General features: G+C 62.2%; 24 protein-coding genes. 17 read left to right on the forward strand and 7 right to left on the reverse strand.

All coding sequences use genetic code 11. The annotated features are described in order from the left end of the window. Positions 1-81: 81 nt before the first annotated feature. The 5 genes from O1W68_RS09950 (at position 82) to O1W68_RS09970 (ending at position 4,881) form a co-directional block, all read left to right on the forward strand. Positions 82-906, forward strand: coding sequence for a biotin--[acetyl-CoA-carboxylase] ligase (locus tag O1W68_RS09950; protein WP_269303191.1), 825 nt, complete (start codon positions 82-84; stop codon positions 904-906). A 93-nt stretch (positions 907-999) separates the two neighbouring features. Continuing rightward, on the forward strand, positions 1,000-2,229 hold the full coding sequence (locus O1W68_RS09955) for an AI-2E family transporter (RefSeq protein ID WP_269303193.1): 1,230 nt from the start codon (positions 1,000-1,002) through the stop codon (positions 2,227-2,229). A 5-nt stretch (positions 2,230-2,234) separates the two neighbouring features. Next, positions 2,235-2,831: a PH domain-containing protein gene (locus O1W68_RS09960; RefSeq protein ID WP_269303194.1), complete on the forward strand. Its 597-nt coding sequence runs from the start codon at positions 2,235-2,237 to the stop codon at positions 2,829-2,831. Between the two features lie 40 nt (positions 2,832-2,871). Then, complete coding sequence (locus O1W68_RS09965) at positions 2,872-3,552, forward strand: response regulator transcription factor (RefSeq protein WP_269303196.1); 681 nt, start codon at positions 2,872-2,874, stop codon at positions 3,550-3,552. A 3-nt stretch (positions 3,553-3,555) separates the two neighbouring features. Further along, positions 3,556-4,881 carry a sensor histidine kinase gene (locus tag O1W68_RS09970; protein WP_269303197.1) on the forward strand — a complete coding sequence of 442 codons (1,326 nt, stop codon included), beginning with the start codon at positions 3,556-3,558 and terminating at the stop codon, positions 4,879-4,881. A 12-nt stretch (positions 4,882-4,893) separates the two neighbouring features. Here the strand turns inward: O1W68_RS09970 and O1W68_RS09975 are convergent, their stop codons facing one another. Beyond that, a complete protein-coding gene (locus O1W68_RS09975) occupies positions 4,894-5,457 on the reverse strand; it encodes a GtrA family protein (RefSeq protein WP_269303199.1) in 564 nt (187 codons plus the stop codon). 207 nt (positions 5,458-5,664) lie between these two features. Between O1W68_RS09975 and O1W68_RS09980 the strand changes: the two genes are divergently transcribed. Genes O1W68_RS09980 through O1W68_RS09990 form a run of 3 tightly spaced genes read left to right on the forward strand, consistent with a single transcriptional unit; the run spans position 5,665 to position 7,834 of the window. Beyond that, entirely contained in the window at positions 5,665-6,933 is a 1,269-nt protein-coding gene (locus O1W68_RS09980) for a 5-(carboxyamino)imidazole ribonucleotide synthase (protein WP_269303200.1), read from the forward strand. Continuing rightward, on the forward strand, positions 6,930-7,439 hold the full coding sequence (gene purE, locus O1W68_RS09985; protein ID WP_269303202.1) for a 5-(carboxyamino)imidazole ribonucleotide mutase: 510 nt from the start codon (positions 6,930-6,932) through the stop codon (positions 7,437-7,439). The genes O1W68_RS09980 and purE overlap by 4 nt, the downstream gene beginning before the upstream one ends. Further along, positions 7,439-7,834, forward strand: coding sequence for a hypothetical protein (locus tag O1W68_RS09990; protein WP_269303205.1), 396 nt, complete (start codon positions 7,439-7,441; stop codon positions 7,832-7,834). The genes purE and O1W68_RS09990 overlap by 1 nt, the downstream gene beginning before the upstream one ends. On the opposite strand, the gene O1W68_RS09995 is transcribed toward O1W68_RS09990, so the two are convergent. Together O1W68_RS09995 and O1W68_RS10000 are read right to left on the reverse strand one after the other, a co-directional pair. Further along, a complete protein-coding gene (locus O1W68_RS09995) occupies positions 7,831-8,538 on the reverse strand; it encodes a TIGR03089 family protein (RefSeq protein ID WP_269303206.1) in 708 nt (235 codons plus the stop codon). The genes O1W68_RS09990 and O1W68_RS09995 overlap by 4 nt on opposite strands. 20 nt (positions 8,539-8,558) lie before the next feature. Further along, positions 8,559-10,010, reverse strand: coding sequence for an LCP family protein (locus tag O1W68_RS10000; protein WP_269303717.1), 1,452 nt, complete (start codon positions 10,008-10,010; stop codon positions 8,559-8,561). A gap of 297 nt (positions 10,011-10,307) precedes the next feature. On the opposite strand from O1W68_RS10000, the gene rfbD reads away from it, so the two are divergent. The 3 genes from rfbD to O1W68_RS10015 are packed head-to-tail and all read left to right on the forward strand — an operon-like array spanning position 10,308 to position 13,186. After that, a complete protein-coding gene (rfbD, locus tag O1W68_RS10005) occupies positions 10,308-11,180 on the forward strand; it encodes a dTDP-4-dehydrorhamnose reductase (RefSeq protein ID WP_269303208.1) in 873 nt (290 codons plus the stop codon). Positions 11,181-11,214: 34 nt separating this feature from the next. Beyond that, on the forward strand, positions 11,215-12,111 hold the full coding sequence (locus O1W68_RS10010) for a glycosyltransferase family 2 protein (protein WP_084346845.1): 897 nt from the start codon (positions 11,215-11,217) through the stop codon (positions 12,109-12,111). Then, positions 12,101-13,186, forward strand: coding sequence for an NDP-sugar synthase (locus tag O1W68_RS10015; RefSeq protein ID WP_269303210.1), 1,086 nt, complete (start codon positions 12,101-12,103; stop codon positions 13,184-13,186). Before O1W68_RS10010 ends, O1W68_RS10015 begins: the two co-directional genes overlap by 11 nt. A gap of 5 nt (positions 13,187-13,191) precedes the next feature. Here the strand turns inward: O1W68_RS10015 and O1W68_RS10020 are convergent, their stop codons facing one another. Genes O1W68_RS10020 through cofD form a run of 3 tightly spaced genes read right to left on the reverse strand, consistent with a single transcriptional unit; the run spans position 13,192 to position 16,062 of the window. Continuing rightward, positions 13,192-13,740 carry an NUDIX hydrolase gene (locus O1W68_RS10020; RefSeq protein ID WP_269303212.1) on the reverse strand — a complete coding sequence of 183 codons (549 nt, stop codon included), beginning with the start codon at positions 13,738-13,740 and terminating at the stop codon, positions 13,192-13,194. Position 13,741: 1 nt separating this feature from the next. After that, entirely contained in the window at positions 13,742-15,097 is a 1,356-nt protein-coding gene (locus O1W68_RS10025; protein ID WP_269303214.1) for a coenzyme F420-0:L-glutamate ligase, read from the reverse strand. After that, positions 15,094-16,062 (reverse strand): 2-phospho-L-lactate transferase, encoded by a 969-nt coding sequence (gene cofD / locus O1W68_RS10030; RefSeq protein WP_269303215.1) that lies wholly within the window; start codon positions 16,060-16,062, stop codon positions 15,094-15,096. The genes O1W68_RS10025 and cofD overlap by 4 nt, the downstream gene beginning before the upstream one ends. Positions 16,063-16,925: 863 nt before the next feature. Between cofD and O1W68_RS10035 the strand changes: the two genes are divergently transcribed. After that, positions 16,926-17,159, forward strand: coding sequence for a WhiB family transcriptional regulator (locus tag O1W68_RS10035; protein ID WP_269303718.1), 234 nt, complete (start codon positions 16,926-16,928; stop codon positions 17,157-17,159). 26 nt (positions 17,160-17,185) lie between these two features. Here the strand turns inward: O1W68_RS10035 and O1W68_RS10040 are convergent, their stop codons facing one another. Further along, positions 17,186-17,674, reverse strand: a complete 489-nt coding sequence (locus tag O1W68_RS10040; RefSeq protein ID WP_269303216.1) for a metallopeptidase family protein — start codon at positions 17,672-17,674, stop codon at positions 17,186-17,188. 75 nt (positions 17,675-17,749) lie between these two features. Here O1W68_RS10040 and O1W68_RS10045 point away from each other — a divergent pair, with 75 nt between their 5' ends. From O1W68_RS10045 to O1W68_RS10065, 5 genes are all read left to right on the forward strand, one after another. Further along, on the forward strand, positions 17,750-18,172 hold the full coding sequence (locus O1W68_RS10045) for a DUF3499 domain-containing protein (RefSeq protein ID WP_269303218.1): 423 nt from the start codon (positions 17,750-17,752) through the stop codon (positions 18,170-18,172). A 251-nt stretch (positions 18,173-18,423) separates the two neighbouring features. Then, positions 18,424-19,800: a phosphomannomutase/phosphoglucomutase gene (locus tag O1W68_RS10050; RefSeq protein WP_269303220.1), complete on the forward strand. Its 1,377-nt coding sequence runs from the start codon at positions 18,424-18,426 to the stop codon at positions 19,798-19,800. Between the two features lie 80 nt (positions 19,801-19,880). After that, positions 19,881-21,056, forward strand: a complete 1,176-nt coding sequence (locus tag O1W68_RS10055) for a tobH protein (protein WP_269303221.1) — start codon at positions 19,881-19,883, stop codon at positions 21,054-21,056. After that, positions 21,056-22,279, forward strand: a complete 1,224-nt coding sequence (gene manA, locus O1W68_RS10060; protein ID WP_269303223.1) for a mannose-6-phosphate isomerase, class I — start codon at positions 21,056-21,058, stop codon at positions 22,277-22,279. The genes O1W68_RS10055 and manA overlap by 1 nt, the downstream gene beginning before the upstream one ends. A gap of 135 nt (positions 22,280-22,414) precedes the next feature. Next, the gene (locus O1W68_RS10065; protein WP_269303225.1) at positions 22,415-23,926 is read left to right on the forward strand and encodes an amino acid permease; all 1,512 of its coding nucleotides are present in this window, start codon (positions 22,415-22,417) and stop codon (positions 23,924-23,926) included. Positions 23,927-23,974 lie beyond the last annotated feature (48 nt).

Below are 23,974 nucleotides of genomic sequence, written 5' to 3' on the forward strand. Positions count from 1 at the left end.
GCGACAAGCACAGTCGACAAAGAAGCCTACTGGCCGGTACATCGTCGAGGCCTGTTCGGTAGGGCCATATGCTCATGGGTCATGTGGACCAATCTCGACCGCCCCCCGCTCGATGTCGCGGCTCTTCGTCGAGCACTTGTCGATGGACCGCAAGCGTCCTGGTCGAGGCTCGACGTGGTCGAGCAAACTGGCTCGACCAACGCTGACCTCATTGCACGAGCCGACGGGCTCGCCGATCGCACTGCGCTCGTCGCCGAACATCAGGACAGCGGACGTGGCCGTCATTCACGCCCGTTCTCCGGCGCGCCTCGATCACAGATCCTGTTGTCGGTGCTGATGAAATTTCCAGGAATAGATCCGGCTGTCCTGGGGTGGCTACCGCTCCTGACCGGAGTCGCCGTAGTCGACACGCTGCGAACGGTGGCAGCCGTCGATACGGCTCTGAAATGGCCGAACGACGTCTTGATCGAGGGGCGAAAGGTCGCTGGAATTCTCGCCGAGGTGGCTACCTACGGTCCGCATCCGGTCGTGGTGGTCGGTATCGGGCTGAACGTGTCGATGACGACGGAGGAACTTCCCGTCCCGACGGCGTCATCGCTGGTGCTCGAAAATGCGGTCGTGACCGATCGTGACACTATTCTGCGCGCAATGCTGCGTGGAATCGGTGCCGAAGTGGATTCCTGGAAGAACTCCGGTTGGAACACCGAGCATCTCGCTCAGCGATATCGCGAGCGGTGCGACACGGTGGGCCGCAGAGTTCGCGTCGAGATGCCTGGGGATCGAGTGTTGGTGGGTGAGGCGACCGACGTCGATATTCACGGCCGCATCGTCGTTCGTGACGATGACACCGGGCAATCGGTCGCCGTGGCGGCCGGTGACGTCACGCACCTACGCGCGTTGGAGTAACCGGAGAAGCCACATCATCCGCGACGGATGATGTGGCTTCGACAGTTGCGATGGGATCGTTCTGAGCAGATGAATACCTGCGGAGGGGCACTCATGGAACCGCGACATGCATCGGATGCGACGCCGTCGAGCGTGTCGGAATCGTGGTCGCTTCCACGTGGGGTGATCGTGTTGCTGGGGCTTGCCTCTCTCGTCGTCTGCGTCGCCGGAACACGCGCGTTCTCCGGCGTGGTCGGGCCGACGTTTCTTGCCTTGATGCTGACGGTAGCGGTGCATCCGTTTCCAGAGTGGCTGCGACGCAAGGGGTTTGCGGCGTGGATCGCAACGATCATCGCGATTGTCGTGGTGTACTCCATCCTTCTCGTGTTGGTATTGGCACTCGTCGTATCGACCGCCCGACTTGCGACGCTGTTGCCGACCTACGCCGATGAATTCGACAGTCTTGTCGACAGCGTCCGGACTCTTTTGGCGAACAACGGAATTGGGCAAGACCAGATTCAAGGTTTGATGTCGAAAGTCGACGCAGGCACGGTGTTCGGTGTGATCGACAGTCTTCTCGTGGACGTCCTGGGTATTTTCTCCAACTTGGTTTTCGTCCTCGTGCTGCTGTTGTTCATGGCGGTCGACGGAAGTTCGTTCACCACGCGGATGTCGACATTGGTCGGTACCCGGCCCGATATCGCAGGCGCATTCGTGTCCTTCTCTACGGGGACTCGTACTTATCTGGTCGTCTCGACGATCTTCGGCTTGATCGTTGCCGTCATCGACGCAGGTGCGCTGTGGGCGATGGGTATCCCGCTTCCCGTGTTGTGGGGGCTGTTGTCGTTCATCACGAACTACATTCCCAACATCGGCTTCGTTCTCGGACTGGTTCCGCCCGCCCTGTTGGCGCTGTTGCAGGGTGGGCCCACGCTGATGATCGCGGTGATCGTCGTCTACAGCGTCGTCAACGTAATCATCCAGTCGATCATTCAGCCGAAGTTCGTCGGTGACGCCGTGGGATTGTCGGTCACTCTGACCTTTCTCTCGCTCGTGTTCTGGTCCTGGGTTCTCGGTCCGCTCGGAGCAGTCCTCGCCATCCCATTGACCTTGATGGCCAAGGCGCTGCTGGTGGACATCGATCCAGCAACCAGATGGGCGGACATTCTGATGTCCGGTGGTGACGGCCCTGCCCCCGATGCGGCAGCGGAACCCACCGATCCTGAGGCTGCCGATTCCGCCAGTGAGGAGGATGTCGGTGGCGCCGCCGATTCGGATGGCGAGGAGGACGCAGCTCTCGTGGCAGGATCGCCTCGTACGAATAAGGATCCGGCCGAGGAGTGAGTCGTATGGGGTACCCGGAAGATGCGTTGGCAGACGAGGAAGAACTGCTTCTGCATCATCACCCGCATTGGAAGATGCTGGTGTTGCCTGCGTTGTCATTCATCCTGGTCACCGCTGTCGCAGGTTTCCTGATCGGCCTGATTTCGGTAAAGCTCGACGGCTCGAGTTCCACCGTCGCATCGATAGTCACTGCAGTTATGTGGGCGATCATCGTCGCTTGGCGGTGCATAGCCCCCCTCATCGGCTGGAGATGCACGCACTTCATCGTCACCGACCGCCGAGTGCTCATCCGGCAGGGCGTCATCACCCACTCGGGAATCGACATCCCGATGGGCCGTATTTCCAACGTCCAGTTTCGGCACGGACTGATCGATCGCATGCTGGGTACCGGAACCCTCATCATCGCCTCCGCGTCGGACGACCCGTTGGAATTCGACGACATTCCCCGCGTCCAGCGGGTACATTCGCTTCTCTACCAGCAGGTATTCGACGCGCTGGAGATTCGCCGGGACGACCGTCCGCGGATCGACGACGGAGAAGTCTCGTACGAGGATTCTCCGGACACGGCAAAAAGAGGATGGCGTGCGGGGAAACGCTGGTAAACGAAGCGTTCTCACAGAAACGAACCGTAGGGTTGCGCGGGTGACCGAAGTGCTGCTTGCAGAAGACGACGAAGCAATTGCTGCCCCGCTCTCGCGAGCCCTGGGGCGTGAGGGGTACACGGTGACGGTCGAGCAGACCGGGCCGGCTGCCCTTCAGCGGGCCCTCGACGGGAACTACGACCTGCTGATTCTCGACCTAGGCCTGCCGGGAATGGACGGCCTGGAAGTCTGTCGGCAAGTCCGCGCCAACAGCTCCGAACTTGCCGTCCTGATGTTGACGGCGCGGACGGACGAGGTGGACTTCGTGGTCGGGCTCGACGCCGGCGCCGATGATTACGTCGGTAAGCCGTTTCGACTCGCCGAGCTGATGGCCCGCGTCCGGGCACTGCTTCGGCGGCGCGGTCCCGGTGAGGACACCCCGATCGAGGTCGGCGGGATCAGGCTGGAGCCTGCCGCCAGGCGAGTGCTGGTGAACGGAACCGAGATCGCATTGGCGAACAAGGAATACGAACTGCTCAAAGTGCTCCTCGACCATGCTGGGCAAGTCGTTTCCCGCGAGACGATTCTCCGGGAGGTATGGGGCGACGCGGAACTCCGTGGATCCAAGACACTCGACATGCACATGTCATGGCTGCGCAGGAAGATCGGTGACGAGGGATCGGTTTCCGAGCGCCGCATCGCCACTGTGCGCGGAGTCGGGTTCCGGATCAACAGCGACTGATCGATGCGCCGTCGCATACTGCAATCCATCCTTGCCGTCGTCCTGCTGACCGCTCTACTGCTTGGTCTGCCCCTTGTGTACACCGCCTGGCTATGGGTGGAGGATTTCACTCGCGACGACCTTCAACGTCGGCTCGATCGGATGGCATCGGAAATCCTGTCGCAAGAGGGAGAGCGAGGCATCGTGGAGGGTGTCCTCGACATAGGCTCGCTCAGGTTGGCCGTACCGGAAGGTGGACGTCTCGTCGTGGTGTTTCCGACACCGCAAGATGCCGCGTCGAGGGTGGACATCGGTGAAAGCTTCGTGCCCGCCCCGTTGGTGGAATCGCTGTCGATGGGAACTGCGGGATCGCTACGGCTCGAAGTGCCGTCTCACGATATGAGAACCTTGCAGAAACAAGCTGTCGGTGCGGTCGCTCTCGTGGTGTTGGCCTCGATTCTCATCGGGACTGCGGTGGCCGTCTTGACCGCCAACCGGCTGGCCGATCCGCTCCGCGACGTCGCACGACGAGCGCAGCGACTCGCCGACGGAGACTTTCGTCCCGATCCGCGACGGCATGGAATCGCCGAGCTCGATCGGGTCTCGGAAGTTCTCGATTCGGCGACGGTCGAGATCGCGGGCCGACTGCAACGCGAGCATGCGCTGGTCGCCGACGTATCGCACCAGTTGCGCAGTCGACTGACGGCCGTCCGACTTCGGCTCGACGAATTGTCGACGCATCCCGATCCCGACGTAGTTGCCGAAGCAGATGAAGCAATGGCACAGGTGGACCGGTTGACCCTGGCGATCGACGAGTTGGTGCGCTCGTCCCGTAGCGACGGGGCGGCAGGTGCCGAGGACGTAGCTGTCATCGCGGAGCTCAGCGGGGTCGTCGGGGAGTGGCAACGAAACTTCGAGGATGCGGGCCGAACACTGGAGCTCGAGGGTGGGCCGGGACTCAAAGCGTCGGTGACGGGTTCGAGATTGCGTGAGGCCGTGGCGGTCTTGGTCGACAACGCTCTCTCGCACGGCGGCGGAAAGTGCACGGTGGCAGTGCGACTGATTCCTGCGCTCGACACGGCCGAGCGACGGCGCGAGCCACTGGTATGCATCGAGGTTTCGGACGAGGGCAGCGGCGTCAGCAACGAGTTGGCTCCGCACATATTCGATCGAGGGTTCTCCGGCGCCGGATCGACCGGCGTGGGTCTCGCTCTCGCCCGAGCACTCGTCGAGGCGGACGGTGGGAGGCTCGAACTGCAACGACGCAAGCCTGCTTTGTTCTCGGTATTTCTGCCTGCGTCACGCGAAGAAGCCGGTACCCCTTCTCCACGGGCTCGAGAGCCACGCTGAGCACGCAGAAGGTCAGCTGTGGCCGAGTTGCTCCTCTGCAGCTTCTGCGGGCGTCGGATCGTAATCGGTCGAGCCTGCCGCAGCGCCCCGCGCGTTTTCGTCGGGGAACGCGAACTTTCGTAGCGCCCAGAACCTGAATGCCATCTGTAGAAGATTGCCGATGATGTAGTTCAGGACGAAGTCGAGAACCAACACCATCGTCAGGCTGTTGTGCCCTTCGCGGATGTCGAACAAATTGTTCGCCACCCACAGCGGGGCAGCCGCCAGAACGACACCGATTCCGCTGATCGTGAAGAACAGCAAAGCCTCGTGATGGCGCTCGCGGCCACCACGATTCTTGAAGGCCCACTCACGGTTGAGGATGTAGCTCAAAATGGTGGCCATGACGCCCGAGATGATCTTCGCGACGACAGGCTTGGGCTCGAGGATGGTCAGACTGAGCGAATAGAAAATCACCAGGTCGAACACCATCGTGGTCCCACCGACGATTGCAAATTTGATCAGCTCGGTATGACGAATCGCCAGTACCCGTAGCGGACCGGGAAGGCGATGAATCAAACTGTCGATCGAGGGCACAACGAAGGAGTCTACGAAACGAGGTGCCCGATCGACTAACCGGCGCGCAGATCATCAGTGATTTCTCAGTGAAGGAAGTGGGATTTCTCAGTGAAGGAAGTGGGATTTCTCAGTGAAGTAAATGGGACTTCTCAATAAAGAAATTGGACATGACGCTCGAATCCATTCCTGGCTAGAGGGGTCTGCTGGCGGTGGAATCTGTCTCGCATGACACGATATGAAGCCGTGACAGGTCTATCTCCGCGCCCCACCACCCCCCGTAGCTCGTCCACCGGAATGCCGGTAGTGGCGATGATCGGCGGAGGCCAGTTGGCGCGAATGACGCATCAAGCCGCAATTGCACTCGGCCAAACCCTACGAGTCCTCTCCGCAGGTTCCGATGAGCCGGCCGCGCAGGTCAGCGCCGATGTCGTACTCGGACACCACGACGACCTGAACGCCCTCCGCACGGTCGCTACGGGATCCAACGTCGTCACGTTCGACCACGAGCAAGTCCCGACCGAGCATCTCGAAGTCCTCGTGTCCGAAGGGGTCAACATACAGCCACCGCCGTCGGCCCTGATCTACGCGCAGGACAAACTGAAGATGCGTCGGAAACTGGAAGAGCTCGGGATCCCGATCCCGAAATTCGCCGAGGTCACCTGGGTGGGAGACGTCACAGCTTTCGGAGACACCCACGGGTGGCCGGTGGTCGTCAAATCCATCCGTGGTGGATACGACGGACGTGGTGTGTGGATGCCGAAGGATGCGGACGAGGCAGAGGACATCGTGGCGCGTCAGCTCGATCTCGGCGTCGCACTGATGGTCGAGGAGAAGGTCGAACTGCGGCGCGAGCTCTCCGCCATGGTCGGGAGGTCTCCGTTCGGACAGGGTGCGGCGTGGCCCGTAGTCGAAACGGTGCAGCGCGACGGGCAATGCGCGGTGGTCATCGCACCGGCGGGCTCGCTCGACGACGATGTGGCGATCGACGCGGAAAGAATGGCGTTGGGGCTTGCCGCCGAGCTCGGAGTCGTCGGCGCAATGGCGGTCGAGCTGTTCGAGACCGTCGACGGCGCCATCCTTGTGAACGAACTCGCGATGCGTCCGCACAACTCCGGGCATTGGAGCATGGACGGATGCAGAACTTCGCAGTTCGAGCAGCATGTTCGCGCGGTACTCGACTACCCACTGGGTGATACGACGCCGTTGGCGCCGGTCACGGTCATGGCCAATATCCTCGGAGCATCAGAGGCCCCGACTATGACGATGGACGAACGGCTTCATCATCTCTTCGCGCGGATGCCGGACGCCAAGGTTCATCTCTACGGCAAGGGCGAGCGCGAAGCCCGCAAGATCGGCCATGTCAACGTACTCGGAGCACCGAACGGGCAAGCATCGGACGAGGCGTACGTGGCCGCTGTCCGGGAGAAAGCAGAACGCGCGGCACATTGGATGTCGCACGCAGAATGGACCGACGGATGGGACCCGCACCAATGACCGAACCACTGGGCCCTCAGGTCGGCCTCATCATGGGCAGCGATTCCGACTGGCCGACGATGGAGGCCGCGGCGGACGCATTGGCCGAATTCGGGATTCGCTTCGAGGTCGGTGTCGTCTCGGCGCACCGCACACCCAAGCGCATGCTCGACTATGCGACGAGCGCGGCCGAGCGGGGGCTCAGCGTGATCATCGCCGGAGCCGGTGGAGCAGCTCATCTGCCAGGTATGGTCGCTTCGGCTACGCCGCTGCCGGTCATCGGTGTACCTGTGCCCTTGAAGTACTTGGACGGTATGGATTCACTGCTGTCGATCGTGCAGATGCCCGCTGGGATACCGGTTGCCACGGTGTCGATCGGTGGCGCCCGCAACGCAGGACTCCTCGCGGCTCGCATTCTGGGCGCCTCGGACCCCGAGCTGCGGTCGCGAATCGAGAAGTTCCAACAAGACCTCGAGTCAATGGTGCTCGACAAGGACGCGGCACTGCGCGCCAAACTCCTCGGGTAATGCGTTTCGCGCCGGTGTCCGCATTGTCGATCCAGCGGCCGGACACTCGCACTCGGGGGCGCGCGGTATCCGTCGTCACCTACCTTGCGCTCGTCTACGCGACGTTGTGGCGGGCCGAAATCGTCTTCGACGACGAGTATCGGCTCTTCATCTGTCGGGGAATGCGTGCAGGCTTCGGTCGCGGCGGCACGACCATCGGTGCCGCTTACCTCACCCGCGCCAACATCTCGCGCAGTGTTCTGCGCCATGAGGCGGTGCACGCAGATCAGTGGGCTCGATACGGGCCACTGTTCGCGGTTCGCTATCTGGTGGAGGAACTACGGAATCCGGGTGCGAAGAATCGTTTCGAGATCGAAGCAGGCCTCGACGACGGTGGATACGTCGGCAGGTCCTAACCGAGCGTCTTGGTGACCTTTTCGGTAGTGCAGCGACGGTCTGTCTTCGTCTCGTCTGGGTTGTTCACTTGCACGAGCGAGCTGCCGGAAACCAAAACCGACAGTAGTCCGTCGATCAATTCCTCGGTCGTACCCCATGGCAACGACGAGAGCACGCGGTCTCCGGTGTCCAACGAATGTGCCTGGGCTCGGCTGCGTGCCTCCGCCAAAACTTCCTCGACCGATCGTCCGTCGAGAGCAGCGCCAGCGCCAGTCGGCCGAAATTGGTCTCCGTGCACGCGTACCGAGGTTGCGTAGTCGGTCACTCCGATAGGAAGATCGGGAACCGGTTTGCCGAACGCGTCGAGCGAGAGGGCAAGTATTTCGGGTATGTCGCCGGCCTCGTCGATTCGAGAACCGTGCACGAGTGCCAGCTCTGCCGTGTCGTCTGCGGTGAGGACGACCTCTGCACCTGCCCACCACGCACCGAGCAGGACGGCCGCGCTCTGCCAGTGGGCGGGTAGTAGAACACTGACTTTGGCACCCGGTGCGAGACCGAACTCGTCGCACAACAGGTTGGCGGTCTTCGCAGCCCAATTGGCGAGCGTGATCGTCGATACCTCGACCCGTTCACCCGTCTCGTCGTCGTAATACGTCACCCGTGGACCGGCGGGATCGGTCGCGAGTATCGGATCGAGCAGTTCCTGCGTCAACGTTGAGGCCACAGGCGCAACCCTAGCGGAGCTCAGTTGACGCAGGCAGGGCCCGCCGAGCCTGCGTCGATCGGCGGTGCAGGTGATTCGCCTGCACTGCTCGCGGCCGTACCGTTGGTAGTTGGGGATGCGGTCGTCGGTGATGCGGTTCTGCCGTCGGCCCCGGGGCCGGAGTAGTCGGAGGCCAGCACCACCCGAACGGTGTCGCGCGGCAGTGTGTCGTCGGAGGCCACTTCGAGCCCGCCGAGAGCAGTTGCCACCGACCTCGCTGCATCACTATCCGGATCTGCCGCCTGAATCGTCGTGGCGGAGACCGAGGATCCCTCGTAGTTTCCGACCGAGCCGCTCGTGTATCCGAGCGATCCGAGCGACGCTGCCACACCGTTCGCGAGTCCGTCGATTCCGCTGTCGTTGGCGACGTCCACCGTGACCGAAGACGGGTCGACGGTGGGAGTGTCGGTCGCCGGTGCAGAGTCCTGGTCGTCGACGGATCCGTCGACAAGCCTCTCGACGTAGGTCTTCACCGCATCGGGATCGACCTCGACAATCGATTCGCCGTAATCGGTTACACCGTTGATGTCGACGGCGGGGATGGTCTCGAACTTGACCTTACCGCCGGCGAGATCCTGCAAACGGGTCGCGAATTGGAGTATGTCCCAATCGGAATCAAGAACAACTGAACGTTGGACCGCGGAGCTGAGCTGACTCAACTTGCTGGGGTTGCTCAACGTTTTCGCGCTCAGCACACTCCGCACGAGTGATGCCATGAATACCTGCTGACGCACGATTCGGTCGAGGTCGCCACGCGGAAGATCGTGTCGCTGCCGGACGAAACTCAACGCGTCGGCACCGGACAGTGTCTGCTCGCCGCCGGGGAAGTTCGCTCCGGACAGCGGCTCGTCCACAGGGGCATTGAGGCATACGTTCACGCCGCCGACAGCATCGGTCAGCAGTACGAAACCGAGCAGACCCACCTCGGCGTAGTGATCCACGGTGACCCCTGTCAGATCGGCCACCGATTCGATGAGCGCCTCGCGTCCGGCTTCGGTCGACTGTGAGTCCGCGTCCGTGTCGGACACACCCTGTTCGACGAGTTCGAGGCGCTTGTTCTCCTTCGTTGCGCCGTAGGCCGCGTTGATCTTGGACTTTCCGAGTCCCGGAACCGCGACGTACGCATCACGGGGTATCGAGATCGCCGTTGCCGAAGAACCGTCGTTCGGTACGCGAATGAGCACGATCGTGTCGGTGTTCGATGCCACCTCGTCACCGGCGCGCAGTGAATCGAGCTCGCTTTGCGTCAGCGCATTGCCGTGCGCGTCGGTGCGGCTGTCGGTGCCGACCATGAGGATGTCCACTGCGCCGTCGGATCCACCACCCAAACCGAGGCCACCTGCAGTAGCGATGTTCGAGCGAAGGTCGTCGACGCTTCGCCATGCGAAACCTGTCACGACCAGCACGAGAACGGACATGGCCGCGATCAGCATCCGAGGAATGCCTGGCCTGTCGGCCGGTAGTCCGTTTCCAGGTTTGCCGCCGGCACTCTCGTCCTCGCTGAGGCGGTCGTTGCGGTGTGGCGCCCGAGTGCGCCCCCGGGCAGGGCGTTGCCCAGGGTCGCGACGGCGCGCCGAGGACCGCCGCGCGCCTCGCGATCCGTCAGACTCTCGTTGCACCTGGTGACCTCTCCACTCTTGTTCTACGCATTTCTCGCCCCGACCAGTCAGGTTACTTGTGAAGTGTCACCGTCTCGCTCAAGCAAGGGCGGCGTGCCACACTTTGCAACTGTGGCGAAAATCCTTGTGACCGGAGCGGGCGGACAGCTCGGCCGGCAGATACTGCACCTTTCGAACAACAGCAACGGTGCGAGCAGCGTCACGACGCTCGGTGTGACCAGCGCAGAGCTGGACATCACCGACGCGAGGTCAGTTGCCGACGCCGTCGAGCCGGGCATGGTGGTGATCAACTGCGCCGCCTATACCGCGGTCGATGCTGCAGAATCGGACGAAGCAACGGCGTCGAAGGTCAACGCAGACGGTCCCGAGAACCTGGCGATTGCTTGTGCGCGCGTCGGTGCGCGCCTCGTGCACGTCTCGACCGACTATGTGTTCGACGGCACCGCGACTTCTCCGTACCTACCTCAATCCCCGACGGCCCCGCGCAGCGCTTACGGAAGAACCAAGCTAGCCGGTGAGGAGGCTGTCCTACGAGTGTTGCCCTCGGCAACGGTCGTGCGTACGGCCTGGGTCTACACCGGAACCGGGTCGGACTTCGTCTCGACGATGCTGCGCCTCGAACGTGAGCGAGACACCGTGTCGGTGGTGAACGATCAGATCGGATCACCGACCTATTCCCGTGATCTCGCGTCCGGATTGCTCGAACTCGCTGCTTCGCCGTCGAGCGGGCGGCCGATTCTTCATCTGACGAATACCGGTACAGCAAGCTGGTACGAACTGGCACGTGCTGTTTTCGCCGGCGCGGGGGCAGACCCGGAACGCGTGTTGGCTTGTTCGAGTGCCGAGTTCGTGCGCCCCGCCCCCCGGCCGTCGTACTCGGTGTTGTCTGCTGATGCTTGGACAGCTGCCGGCCTGACCCCCCTGCGGCCGTGGCGCGCAGCACTCTCCGATGCGTTGGGTGAGGTACGTGCCGGCGCGAGGTGAGGCAATACCGGCTTCGCCGGTTAGTCTGGCCCGCGTGAGTTCCAAGCTGGCCGTCGTCACGGTGACCTATTCCCCCGGGAAGTATCTGGATCAATTCCTCTCCTCCCTCGCTTCGGCAACAGAGGAGGTGCCGCTCGTCATCATGGCCGACAATGGGTCGACCGATGGAAGCGTCGAGGCCGCGGACGCGCGCTACCCGCATGTGAGGTTGTTTCGAACCGGAGCCAATCTCGGCTACGGCGGGGCCGTCAACCGCGCGGTAGCCGAACTCGACGACGACATCGAGTTCGTTGTCGTCGCCAATCCCGATGTGCGGTGGCATCCTGGATCTCTCGACGGTTTGCTTGCCGCGGCGGAGCGATGGCCTCGCGCGGGTGCGCTCGGGCCTCTCATCCGCGAGCCCGACGGCACCAGGTACCCGTCTGCTCGCGCAGTTCCGGACCTCACCTCAGGTGTCGGACATGCTGTCCTCGGCAAGATCTGGCCGGGCAATCCGTGGACGCAACGTTATCGGCAGGACAACGAGGCGGTGACCGAACGTGCTGTCGGCTGGTTGTCCGGATCTTGCCTTTTGCTTCGTCGTGCCGCTTTCGATTCCGTCAACGGGTTCGACTCCCGTTACTTCATGTATATGGAGGACGTCGACTTGGGGGATCGACTCGGAACCGCCGGATGGCTGAATGTCTACGTGCCCGACGTGGAAATCACCCACACCAAAGGCCATGCGGCAGGACGACATCCAGAGTTGATGCTGCCGGCGCATCACACGAGTGCGTACAGGTTTCAGGCAGACCGGCACCCCCATCCCTGGCAGGCTCCCATACGATGGGTTCTGCGAGCGGGCCTGGCGGTGCGCTCGAAGGTGGTTGTGGCTGCGGCACTTCGACAGCGACAGATCGACGAGAATAGAGAGGCCGACCATGTCAGCTGAAACCCGCTCCAACACAGATGCCGTAATCCTTGTGGGCGGCAAAGGAACTCGCCTGCGGCCACTCACACTGTCGGCGCCGAAGCCTATGTTGCCGACTGCCGGGTTGCCTTTCCTGACGCATCTGCTCGCCCGTATCAAGGCCGCAGGAATCGATCACGTGGTGTTGGGTACATCGTTCAAAGCCGAGGTATTCGAGGACTACTTCGGTGACGGCTCGTCGCTCGGTATCGAACTCGAGTACGTCACCGAGACCGAGCCCATGGGCACCGGAGGCGGTATTCGCAACGTTCTACCGAGGTTGCGGGCAGACAACGTCGTCGTGTTCAACGGAGACGTCCTCGGCGGAACCGACTTGACCGCCGTCCTGGACACCCATGAGCGGACCGAGGCCGATGTGACGCTGCATCTCGTGCGCGTCGGTGATCCTCGTGCCTTCGGTTGTGTACCCACCGATGCCGACGGGCGAGTGACAGCGTTCCTGGAGAAGGCTCAGGATCCGCCGACGGACCAGATCAATGCTGGTTGCTACGTATTCAAGCGTGAGATCATCGAGACCATTCCGCATGATCGGCCGGTATCGGTCGAGCGGGAAGTGTTTCCCTCCCTTCTCGCCGATGGTCGTCGGGTCTTCGGCCATGTGGACAGTGCATATTGGCGTGACATGGGAACCCCGGAAGACTTCGTTCAGGGCTCGGCGGATCTCGTGCGCGGCATCGCTCCATCGCCGGCGTTGAACGGCACCCGAGGCGAATCCCTAGTCCATCCCAGCGCGGGCGTTGCTCCCGGTGCGCTGCTGATCGGTGGCACCGTCATCGGCCGTGGCGCGGAGATCGGCGCAGGTGCCCGTCTCGACGGCGCGGTCGTGTTCGACGGTGCGGTCGTCGAAGCGGGTGCAGTCGTCGAGCGTTCGATCCTGGGATTCGGTGTACGCATCGGACCGCGCGCACTGATCCGTGACGCCATCATCGGCGACGGAGCCGATATCGGTGCCCGCTGTGAACTGCTTCGTGGCGCCAGAGTGTGGCCGGGGGTCAAGTTGCCCGACGGCGGAGTCCGGTTCTCCACCGACGTCTGATGTCGCTAGCGCAGTAGCGCGAGCTCGACGAGATGGGTGATCGTGTCCTTCTCGGCGGTGTCGGGAAGTGCGTCGACGGGCCACCACCGCAGGTCCGTGGATTCCGCACTGCGGACGGCCTGGGCCCCGACGGGGGCGCGCACCAAGAATCTCAGGTCGAGGTGCCGGGTGGGCTTGCCGAGCGAACACGTGATCGGGTGTGTGTGCGCGGACAGCAGAGCCGGGTCGATGTCGAGATTGTCGATCCCGGACTCTTCCCGAGCTTCCCGCAACGCGGCGTCGACCACCGTGTCGTCGGATTCTTCGCAATGACCGCCCAGCTGGATCCAACGGCCCACCCGCGGGTGCAGGGTGAGAAGTACATTGCGGCCCTCCGCGTCGAGAACCAGCGAAGATGCCGTGAGGTGCCCTGCTTCGTTGGCTCGCAGGCAGGCGTCGGCATTGCTGTCGACGAAGGCGAGCATCGTGTGACGGAGCGAATCTTCGTGCCACTGGCTCGTCCGCCACTGCTCCAGCACAGTAGTGGCGGAGCGACGGAGCGTGCTCGAACTCATCTCACATCTCCAGTAGTTCGTCACCCAATGGGTGTGGTTTCCGCAGATCGACAGGGCTGTCCGGATGACCGATTGCGATGGCGCCCAGGGCTCTCCAGTCGGTGGGCACGCCCAACTCGCTGCGCACCAAATCAGCAGCGAAAATCGTCGAGCCGATCCAACAGCTACCGAGTCCTCGCACTGCCAGCGCCACGAGCAGGCCTTGCACCGCGGCGCCGACCGCAACGGTGAACATGGTTTCCTCGGCTCGGTTTCGGCGCTCGTCGGGATACGTGTGTGCGCCGTCGGGTACGCAGAAGGGGATCACGATTTCGGGCGCATCGAACAAGATGTCGCCACGTGAAGTTCTGCGCTCTATCTGCTCGTCGGTGTATCCGTCCGAGCGGAGGTCCTCACTCCACTTTTCTTTCATCTTGTTCAACAGTTGGGTGCGCAGAGCCGGGGTGCGAACCCACACGAATCGAACTGGATGGGTGTGGTGCGGTGCGGGAGCAGTCAATGCTTCGGCGACGGCGCCGCGTATCTCCTCTGGATCCACCGATTCGCCGGTGAAGGAACGAACCGAGCGGCGAACGAGAAGCGCCTCCCGTCGCCCCCTGTCGATCGACTCGTTGGTACCGAGCCAGAACAGGTCTTCCTCTCCGCTGCGTACCAAATCCCTTGCGCCGGTGCCATTGTCGGTCGGCTTCAGGCCACGTACGACGGCAACCGGAACGGCGCCGAGCTTTCCCTTGACCAGATCGCCTGCAGCAGCGATCTCGTCGGCGACAGCGACTTCGGTCACGATCAACTCGTTACCTTGGCCGTCCTCGGCGCCGGCATAGCCATGGATCACGGCGAGACCGGCCGAGCCGATCGCGGCATCGATCTGTCCGATTCGCCACGCGCGCCCCATGGTGTCGGTGATGACGACGCCGACGTCGACACCGAGCGATGACGCCAGGGCTGCTCGTATGGCGGCAGCGCTTGCATCAGGATCTCGCGGGAGCAGAGCCAATTCGGCCCGATCGACGTTGGATCCATCGATTCCAGAGGCGGCCTGCACTATGCCGAGTCGATTCTCGGTGATCAGTGTTCGACCTTTGCGAGCAACGATTCGAACGGCTTCCTGCTCGACCAGCAGTCTTCGCGCGGCATCTCGTTCTTCTGGATCCAGTGGTGCGTCGACCAGTCGACCTTCGGCCTTGGACACGATCTTGCTGGTTACCACCAATATGTCGTCGTTGCGAATCCACGGTGCGCACGCGGCTATCGAGGACGCAACATCGTCCCCCGGCCGAAACTCCGGTAACCCGGTCACCGGGATGATCTCGATGCTGCCGCCAGGCGCATGGTCGGTCGGAATCGGCTCGGTCACAGCTCGAGTCCAGCCGAACGAAGTGCCGCTGCGGCCATCAGAGCGGTCGTTTCGGGGTCGGTCATCAGTAACGGCACGCTGTGTACATCAACGCCGGGAATGGTGGCCTGATCGGTCGAATGGATCAACCATGCGTCGAGGATTCCGGTGTCCGATCGTGCGCCGTAGTGACGGCCGACGGCCTCGGCGGATGTCTCGACACCGATGACGGTCAGACATTCGTCTGCCATCCCGCGCAACGGCTTTCCGTCCACTACCGGCGACAGACCGACAACCTTGGCCGACGTCGTACGTAGTGCACTGCGGATTCCGGGGACAGCGAGGATCGCGCCGACGCTCACCACCGGATTGGATGGAGCCAGGATCACGGCGTCGGCGTCGGCGAGGGCATCGAGGACCCCGGGTGCCGGAGTTGCTTGTTCGGCACCGATATTGGCGAAACTGTGTGTTGGAATCTGTGCTCGGTAGCGAACCCACCACTCTTGAAAGTGGATTGCTCGCTGAGTGTCCCCGTCTGTTTCGTCCGGGTCGGTGACGACGACGTGTGTCTCGCTCCGGTCGTCGGTCACCGGTAGCAGTCGCACGCCTGGCTTCCATCGGTTGCACAAGGCTTCGGTCACCGCCGAGAGTGGATATCCGGTCCTGAGCATCCGACTCCGGATGAGATGTGTGGCAATGTCCCTGTCGCCGAGCCCGAACCAATCCGGGTCGGCCCCGTACGCGGCGAGTTCGTCACGCGCGTGCCAAGTCTCCGCGATGCGTCCCCAACCACGCTCGGTATCGATGCCGTCGCCCAGGGTGTACATACATGTGTCGAGGTCGGGGCAGATGCGTAAACCGTGCATCCACACGTCGTCTCCGACATTGACGATCGCAGTAATCTCGTCGTCGTCCCCGAGCAGTGTTTTGAGGCCCTGAAGGAACCGGGCTCCGCCGACTCCACCGACCAAGACAGTCACTTTCACAGATTCAGAGCCTAGGCGCTCGGTCGAATCGACCGGTCGGCGCCCGCCATCTCGGCGGCGCTGGGACGGTGAAATCCGGACTCACTCCCGGTTTCGGTGCGTTTTTCGGGGCGCGACACGCCGATGACAGGGGATTATTCGGGGAGAGGGCTGATTCCGACCTGGAGATGGTATTGCAATATCCCGTATCGGCTTGACCGCAACCTACTTCGGCGTGTCTAATCACATTTATGTCATTACCCGGTCGTCAGGCGAGTTCGCTTGGAGTGGCCCTTGATTCGAACACTCGTTCCCATGTGACGTCAAGTATGCCGGAGCGTGTGTTGGAAGTCGATGGTTGGGGTATGGCTACGAATATCGGCGCGGGGCAAGGTGTTCGGAACCGACCGGAAATTTCTGCGCTATCGAATGGTGAGGAGGCGGAAGCGATGTACGACCAGTACGTGGCACGTGAACAGCGGGACGAACCCCAGGCTCACCTCAGCGTAGTCAGCGACGCGTCGCAGACCGATTCCCGAGTACGCGCGGCACGAGGCGACTACGGGAACCGTATGAACGACAAGACTTTTGCGACACATGTAGATGGCGGCCGCTCGGATGCACTAGCTGTCGGTGTAGCTGCAGCGGACGAGGACCTCGGCCGCGATTCTGTGGTGCAGGGGTCGGTAGATTCCGACGATCGGGCCGATTCCGATTCAGGTTCAATGGTTTCCAGCGCTATCGGTGCCGATCGCGATTCCGTGGCGCTTGTCTCCGCGGACGTGGATTTCGAGGATGAAGACGACTCGGTGGGGGAGGGAACCGCTCTGCCAGTTCGTGTTCCGGAAAGGCCGTTCCTGAGCGCAGTCGCCGGATTCGATCGAATGTTCGAGGAGATCGAAGATCAGTGGCAAGAGCGTGCGCTGTGCGCGCAGACCGATCCTGAGGCATTTTTTCCCGAGAAGGGTGGATCGACTCGGGAAGCAAAACGTATCTGCCTCGGTTGCGATGTCAAGGGCGAATGCCTCGAGTACGCGCTTGCCAAGGATGAGCGTTTCGGAATCTGGGGAGGACTGTCGGAGCGGGAGCGTCGTCGGCTCAAGCGGGGTATCGGCTAGATCGAAATTCGTGCCGAATCCCTCGGCTAACGTTCCTCTTCCATACCCGGGTCGATGATGTCGGGGTCGACTCCTAGGTAGGTCGCAACCTGTTCGACGAGTACCTCGTAGAGAAGATCCTCCAGATCCTCCGGGTGCTTGGCTCGTCGCTCCAGTGGGCGCCTGAACAATACGATCCGTGCGCGTGTCGAATCACCGCGCTTGTCGATGCCGGCCGGTACCAGTCTGGACAACGGAACGGGCCCCTCTGCTACCACTTCGGGAGGCCACGTGACCGATTCGGGATCTATGGCCCTGATTTTGGGTACTTCGTCGACCGCGATGTCCAGCCTCTCCAACCGCTCGTGCCACTTGTGGTCGATGCGAGCAAATGCCTCCAGCACCACGCGGTCGAATTTGTCTGCTCGCGATCGGTGCCCCGGGACGTTCGAGGGAAGCACCGGGCCGCGAACTCCGCGGCCGCGCCGGTCCGTAGATCGGGAGGTCGGTTGTCGTCCGGAGCCAGTTCGAGCCATGCCCAAGGTTATCGTCCGACCCTTCGCGGTGTGTCGGGCGGCGTGCAGTCGGAACCGAGGGATAGTCTCTTGCTCGTGAGATCACTGCGTGGATGCTGCCGGCCCGGGTGTAGTCGTTCGGCCGTCGCGACGCTCACGTATGTCTACTCGGACTCGACTGCCGTAGTGGGACCGCTTGCCACCGTCGCCGAACCCCACTCATGGGACCTGTGTGAAGTACACGCTGTGACCACCACTGCCCCCAAGGGCTGGGAAATGGTTCGCTACGAGGGTGGCTTCACCACGACGACGCCCGACGAGGACGACTTGACGGCGCTGGCCGAAGCCGTTCGCGAAGCAGGCCGCGGCGATCGTGTCCGACGCGAGGATACCGAGTCGGTGGACCGAGTTCGAGAACGGGACATCCGCGCTGACGTAGTCGGAGATCGTCGGACGTCTGTGCCGGCACGGACCGGCCGACGGGGTCACCTGCGGGTGCTTCCGGATCCCACTTCCTGACTTGCTGGTGATTCCCCGCGTTCTACCCGGCTGTTCGGCCTTTTGTTCCGTTCGCTGTTCCGTCGTCGTGCGCGGCGATTGTTTCGTTCCGTCCGGTCGCATGGGGTCGGTCACAACTGGTCGGTTTTCTCGCGCTCCTCGCATCGAGTTGTGACAGATTCGACTCGAGAAGACGATGTCCGAAGGGCAAGGGCTTGGCCACAGTGCCTCGCTTCTACCGCTCACCCCACCGAAATTCCGAGGAGTCGTTCGTGGCACGAACTGCCGAGTCCGTCAATGCAGTCATCAAGGCCTATGACGTACGAGGGTTGGTGGGCGAGCAGATCGACGCAGACTTCGTGCGAGACGTCGGCGCATCGTTCGCGCGATTGGTCCGAGAGAAGTCCGTCTCCCAGGTCGTGGTCGGACACGACATGCGCGCATCGTCACCGGAGTTGTCACGGGCATTCGCGGACGGAGTGACCTCACAGGGCCTCGACGTCGTCCATATAGGTCTTGCCTCGACCGATCAGCTCTACTTCGCATCAGGCGTCCTGGATTGCCCTGGTGCCATGTTCACCGCAAGCCACAATCCTGCGGAGTACAACGGCATCAAGCTGTGCCGCGCGGGAGCCAAGCCGGTAGGACAGGACACCGGACTCGGCACGATCAAGGCAGAGCTGGTCGACGGTGTTCCGCAATACGATGGGACACCGGGAACCACATCGGATCGTGATGTTGTGTTCGAGTACGCCACTTTCGTGCGTGAGCTCGTCGATCTGTCTCAGATATCAGGTGTAAAGATCGCAGTCGACGCCGGAAACGGGATGGGCGGGCATACCGTGCCTGCTGTGTTCGATTCGCTGCCGGTCACCATCTACCCCCTCTATTTCGAGCTCGACGGAACCTTCCCCAATCACGAGGCCAACCCGCTCGACCCGAAGAATCTCGTCGACTTGCAGAAGTTCGTGCGCGAAACCGGTGCCGATATCGGATTGGCATTCGACGGCGACGCGGATCGGTGCTTCGTCGTCGACGAACTCGGTAATCCCGTCTCTCCTTCGGCCGTGACCGGGCTGGTAGCCGAGCGCGAGCTCGCCAAAGAACCCGGCGCGTCGGTGATTTTCAATCTGATCACCTCCCATTCGGTTCCGGAGTTGGTGACAAGACTCGGTGGTACACCAGTGCGAACCAGGGTCGGTCATTCGTTCATCAAGCAGCAGATGGCAGAGACCGGTGCTGTTTTCGGCGGTGAGCACTCCGCCCACTACTACTTCCGCGATTTCTGGGGTGCGGACTCGGGGATGCTCGCTGCGCTGCATGTTCTGGCAGCTCTCGGCGCTACAGACCGACCGCTCTCGGAGTTGATGAAGTCATACGAGTCGTATTCTGCGTCCGGGGAGATCAACTCGACGGTCGATGATGCTGCCGAGCGCACGAGCGCAGTGCTCGTGGCCTTCGCGGACCGTACGGTATCGGTCGACCGGTTGGACGGTGTCACCATCGACCTCGCAGACGGTGCCTGGTTCAATCTCCGGGCATCGAATACCGAACCGCTGTTGCGCCTGAACGTCGAGGCCCGCACCAGCGAAGATGTCGACGCTTTGACCTCCGAGATATTGGGCATTGTGCGAGGACAACTGGAATAGTGGACTACGAGACGCTCGCACTCACGAATGCACTCGGTCGGTGAGTGGACGTCGGTAAGGAAAGGACGGTGCAGACAGCCATGACAGCTCCGTCGTCTCTACTGAATTTGGATGACACTGCCGCACTTGCCGCCGCCGATACCGACGGGGCCCTGCGCAGCGCCGCATTGGCAGGCGCGCAGGTCCGTGCGACCTATGCAGCCGTCGAGGAGTCCGTATCCGAACGGCTGGGCGATCTTCGTCCTCGCAGCGTTGTCTTCGTCGCGGGTCAAGGTCGCGCGGGTCGGGCCGCATCCATGCTGATCGCCGCAATCGGTGCACGCATCGGTTTTCCACTTGTGCACGCCGCGACGACGCCGCTGTGGGTCGGTCCGCTCGACGTAGTTGTGATCTCCGGCGACGACGCCGGTGATCCACGCCTCGCCGAATCTACATCCGCAGCCGTTCGCCGGGGCGCCGAAACTGTTCTCGTCACCCCGGACGAGGGACCACTGCGCTCTGCTGCGGCAGGCCGCGCTGTGTTCCTTCCCCCGAGGGTCGCTGTGCGCGAGCACAACACGTTGATGCGTTATCTGGCTGCTGGAACGGCGGTTCTCGCTGCTGTGTCCGATGGCGCCTATCGATCTCTGCTCCCCGATCTGTCCGAAGTCGCAGATCTTCTCGACGCCGAGGCGGCTCGAAACCATCCGTCGCACGAGGTTTTTCGGAACCCGGCGAAGTCGCTTGCCGCTCAGATCTCGGGCAGCAGGGTTGTGCTGTCCGGTTCGGCAGCCGTCGACGTCGAACTGGCCCGACACGGTAGTGAGGTTTTGCTGCGCGCTGCCGGCGTCGTGGTGGGGGCGAGTGAACTCTCCGATGTCATCGCCGCCGTCGTGTCCTCCGGTCGCACAAGCGGTGCAGCACCCGTCGAATACGATGCCTTCTTCCACGACGAGGAGTTCGACGGGCCCCGGCCCGAACAGGCGATTCGAGTAGTGGTCTTGGCATCCGATTCTTCCGCCGCGTCGGCCGAGCGTCGGACGGCTGCGCTACCGGACTCCGTTGTGATCACGGCGGGCTTACCCGAGTCCGATCGGGGGAGCATCGATTTCGGATCGTTTTCGGAGTCTGTGGACGGCCCCGGAGGTTACCGGCGAGAAGCTCGGGGCGGTGCAGAAAACAACACGCACTCTGCCGGTGAAATAGGGGCAACGGCAGTACTGGCGACGCGGCTGGAAATGGCTGCCGCGTATCTACATTTGATGGGCGGTAAATAGTGCAACCACTGCTCGGTGCAGTCAGGTCGTATGCGTGGGGATCGAGAACTGTTCTTGCGGCTTTGCAAGGCCGGCCGGTTCCGTCCGAACATCCGGAAGCCGAAATCTGGCTCGGGGCGCACCCGGCAGATCCAGCAATGGTCGCCGACGGCACCTCGACGCGGTCGCTGCTCAGCGTCATCGATGAGAACCCGGCTTTCGAGCTTGGAGCCGATACGTCCGCGACGTACCAGGGAAGGCTGCCCTTTCTGTTGAAATTGCTGGCCGCCGACGAGCCGCTGTCGTTGCAGGCCCATCCGAGCGCGACCCAAGCCGCCGAGGGATTCGCGCGCGAAGAGTCAGCACGGATTCCGATCGATTCGTCATTGCGGAACTACCGCGATGCGAGCCACAAACCCGAGCTGATCGTTGCGTTGACCGAGTTTCACGCGCTTGCCGGATTCAGGTGCCCGCGGCGAACTGTCGAGTTCATCGACGCGCTGAACGTGGACGCTTTGTCCGGGTACCGATCACTTCTGGCCGACCAGCCTGACGATGCAGGATTGCGGACAGTATTCACTTCCTGGATCACCTTGCCTGGACCTGCCCTCGATGCATTGTTGCCGCTGGTCGCCGATGGCTGCATCGAGTATCTCTCGACTCGGGCACAGTCCGACGGTGGTGAATTCGTCGCGGAGGCAAGGACCCTGCTCGAACTCGGAGAGTCCTATCCGGGTGATGCTGGAGTGCTGGCGGCGTTGCTGCTCAACAGAATTACGTTGACCCCCGGCCAAGGTATTTTTCTCGACGCAGGCAACCTGCACGCCTACTTGACCGGTACCGGTGTGGAGATCATGGCGAACTCCGACAACGTGTTGCGCGGTGGACTGACCACGAAGCATGTGGATGTACCAGAACTACTTCGGATACTGGATTTCCGGCCTTCGGAGGTGAAGATCCTCGAAGCGAAGCCCATCATGACAGACACCGTCACCCGGTACGAGACACCGGCGCCGGAGTTTGCGCTGAGCCGTGCCCTCGTAACGGACGGGTCTTCGGTGAAGTCGGACCGTGAAGGACCGTCGATCGTGCTGTGTACCAAGGGGCGGGTCGTTGTGGACGACGGTGACCGCGAATTGGTGCTCGAGCAAGGTTCGGCTGTGTGGATATCCGCGGCGGATCCAGCGTTCACCGCCGCGGCGCTATGGGGAGACGCCGAGATATTTTTCGCGACCGTCGGGTAGCCTTTCGCCCGATACTGGAACCGTCCGTGTAAGAGCTCCATTCCCCTAGGGTGTTACCACAGGGGCTCCAAGGGGCGTGAACAAGTCGCAAGCCGAAGACCGTCATTGACCCGATCTCGACAGGTGGAACACGCGATGACCGAAGATCGGCCGAAAAAGAGTCCGCGAACGACAGGGCTGTTCAGGACCAAGTCCGTAGAGCAGTCCATGAAGGACACCGACGAGCCGGATACCAAACTCCGGAAGGATCTCACTTCGTGGGACCTCACAGTGTTCGGCGTGGCTGTCGTCATCGGGGCAGGAATCTTCACGCTCACCGCGCGCACCGCAGGAAATGTTGCCGGTCCCTCGGTGTCGTTGGCGTTTCTTCTCGCTGCAGTCGCGTGTGGGTTGGCCGCCCTCTGCTATGCCGAGTTCGCCTCGACCGTCCCGGTTGCGGGAAGCGCATACACCTTTTCGTACGCGACCTTCGGCGAGTTCGTCGCATGGATCATCGGGTGGGACCTCATCCTCGAGTTCGCGCTGGCGTCGTCGGTGGTAGCGAAGGGGTGGTCGCTGTATCTCGGTGAGGTCATCGGCTCGGCATCGCCGATCGTGAAGATCGGCTCGCTCGACTTCGACTGGGGTGCGTTGGTGATCGTCCTCATCATCACGGTACTGCTTGTCAGCGGTACCAAGTTGTCGTCTCGGGTGTCGTTGGTGGTCACCGCGATCAAGGTCGCTGTCGTGTTGCTCGTGGTCGTTGTCGGCGCGTTCTACATAAAATCGGAGAACTACTCTCCGTACATTCCTCCATCTCAGGGTGGCTCCACCGAAGAGGGCATTCACCAGTCGCTGTTGTCCTTCGTCACGGGCGCGGGAAGTAGTACCTTCGGGTGGTACGGGTTGCTGGCCGCGGCCAGCCTCGTTTTCTTTGCCTTCATCGGTTTCGACGTGGTCGCCACGACAGCGGAGGAAACCAAAAACCCACAGAAGGCTTTGCCCCGTGGAATTCTCGGGTCCCTTGCCATCGTGACCGTGCTCTACGTCGCGGTGACGCTCGTACTGACCGGGATGGTGAACTACACCGAACTCGCTGGTGACGACTCCACTCTGGCGACGGCATTCGCACTCAACGGCCTCGATTGGGCGAAGAACGTCATCTCGTTCGGCGCTCTGGCCGGATTGACGACCGTAGTCATGGTTTTGATGCTCGGGCAGACCCGAGTGTTGTTCGCCATGTCGCGTGACGGGCTCGTCCCGCATTCGTTGGCACATACGGGCTCGAGGGGTACCCCGGTACGGATCACGCTTCTCGTCGGTGGCGTGGTGTCGGTTCTCGCCGCATTCTTTCCGATCGGCACTCTCGAAGAGATGGTGAACATCGGCACGCTCTTCGCATTCGTCCTCGTGTCGATCGGTGTGGTTGTGCTTCGGCGGACGCGTCCGGACCTTCCTCGCGGATTCAAGGTCCCCCTGATGCCGCTGATTCCGATCCTGGCGGTCGCCTCGTGCGTGTGGCTGATGGTCAATCTCTCGGTCGAGACGTGGATCAGGTTCGTCGTGTGGATGGCAATCGGCGTCGTAATCTACTTCGCCTACAGCAGGAAGAACGCAAACAAGACCATCCGTGCGCGCGAAGCGGCCTACGCACGCGACTCGAAATAACCACCATCGCGCTTGGAAAAACTCATTTACGGGCCAGTAGGAATGTTA

It is taken from the genome of Rhodococcus sp. H36-A4 (assembly GCF_027158005.1).
Taxonomy (GTDB): domain Bacteria; phylum Actinomycetota; class Actinomycetes; order Mycobacteriales; family Mycobacteriaceae; genus Rhodococcoides.

Excerpts from the sequence above, each read along its gene's own strand:
- O1W68_RS09955 (WP_269303193.1), top strand. The coding sequence starts at position 1,000 with ATGGAACCGCGACATGCATCGGATGCGACGCCGTCGAGCGTGTCGGAA.
- O1W68_RS09960 (WP_269303194.1), top strand. The coding sequence starts at position 2,235 with ATGGGGTACCCGGAAGATGCGTTGGCAGACGAGGAAGAACTGCTTCTG.
- O1W68_RS10035 (WP_269303718.1), top strand. The coding sequence starts at position 16,926 with ATGTTCGAGGAGATCGAAGATCAGTGGCAAGAGCGTGCGCTGTGCGCG.
- O1W68_RS10015 (WP_269303210.1), top strand. The coding sequence starts at position 12,101 with ATGTCAGCTGAAACCCGCTCCAACACAGATGCCGTAATCCTTGTGGGC.
- O1W68_RS10020 (WP_269303212.1), bottom strand. The coding sequence starts at position 13,740 with ATGAGTTCGAGCACGCTCCGTCGCTCCGCCACTACTGTGCTGGAGCAG.
- O1W68_RS10000 (WP_269303717.1), bottom strand. The coding sequence starts at position 10,010 with ATGCTGATCGCGGCCATGTCCGTTCTCGTGCTGGTCGTGACAGGTTTC.
- O1W68_RS10065 (WP_269303225.1), top strand. The coding sequence starts at position 22,415 with ATGACCGAAGATCGGCCGAAAAAGAGTCCGCGAACGACAGGGCTGTTC.
- O1W68_RS09970 (WP_269303197.1), top strand. The coding sequence starts at position 3,556 with ATGCGCCGTCGCATACTGCAATCCATCCTTGCCGTCGTCCTGCTGACC.
- O1W68_RS09950 (WP_269303191.1), top strand. The coding sequence starts at position 82 with ATGTGGACCAATCTCGACCGCCCCCCGCTCGATGTCGCGGCTCTTCGT.
- purE (WP_269303202.1), top strand. The coding sequence starts at position 6,930 with ATGACCGAACCACTGGGCCCTCAGGTCGGCCTCATCATGGGCAGCGAT.
- O1W68_RS09980 (WP_269303200.1), top strand. The coding sequence starts at position 5,665 with ATGACACGATATGAAGCCGTGACAGGTCTATCTCCGCGCCCCACCACC.
- O1W68_RS10040 (WP_269303216.1), bottom strand. The coding sequence starts at position 17,674 with ATGGCTCGAACTGGCTCCGGACGACAACCGACCTCCCGATCTACGGAC.
- O1W68_RS10055 (WP_269303221.1), top strand. The coding sequence starts at position 19,881 with ATGACAGCTCCGTCGTCTCTACTGAATTTGGATGACACTGCCGCACTT.
- O1W68_RS09990 (WP_269303205.1), top strand. The coding sequence starts at position 7,439 with ATGCGTTTCGCGCCGGTGTCCGCATTGTCGATCCAGCGGCCGGACACT.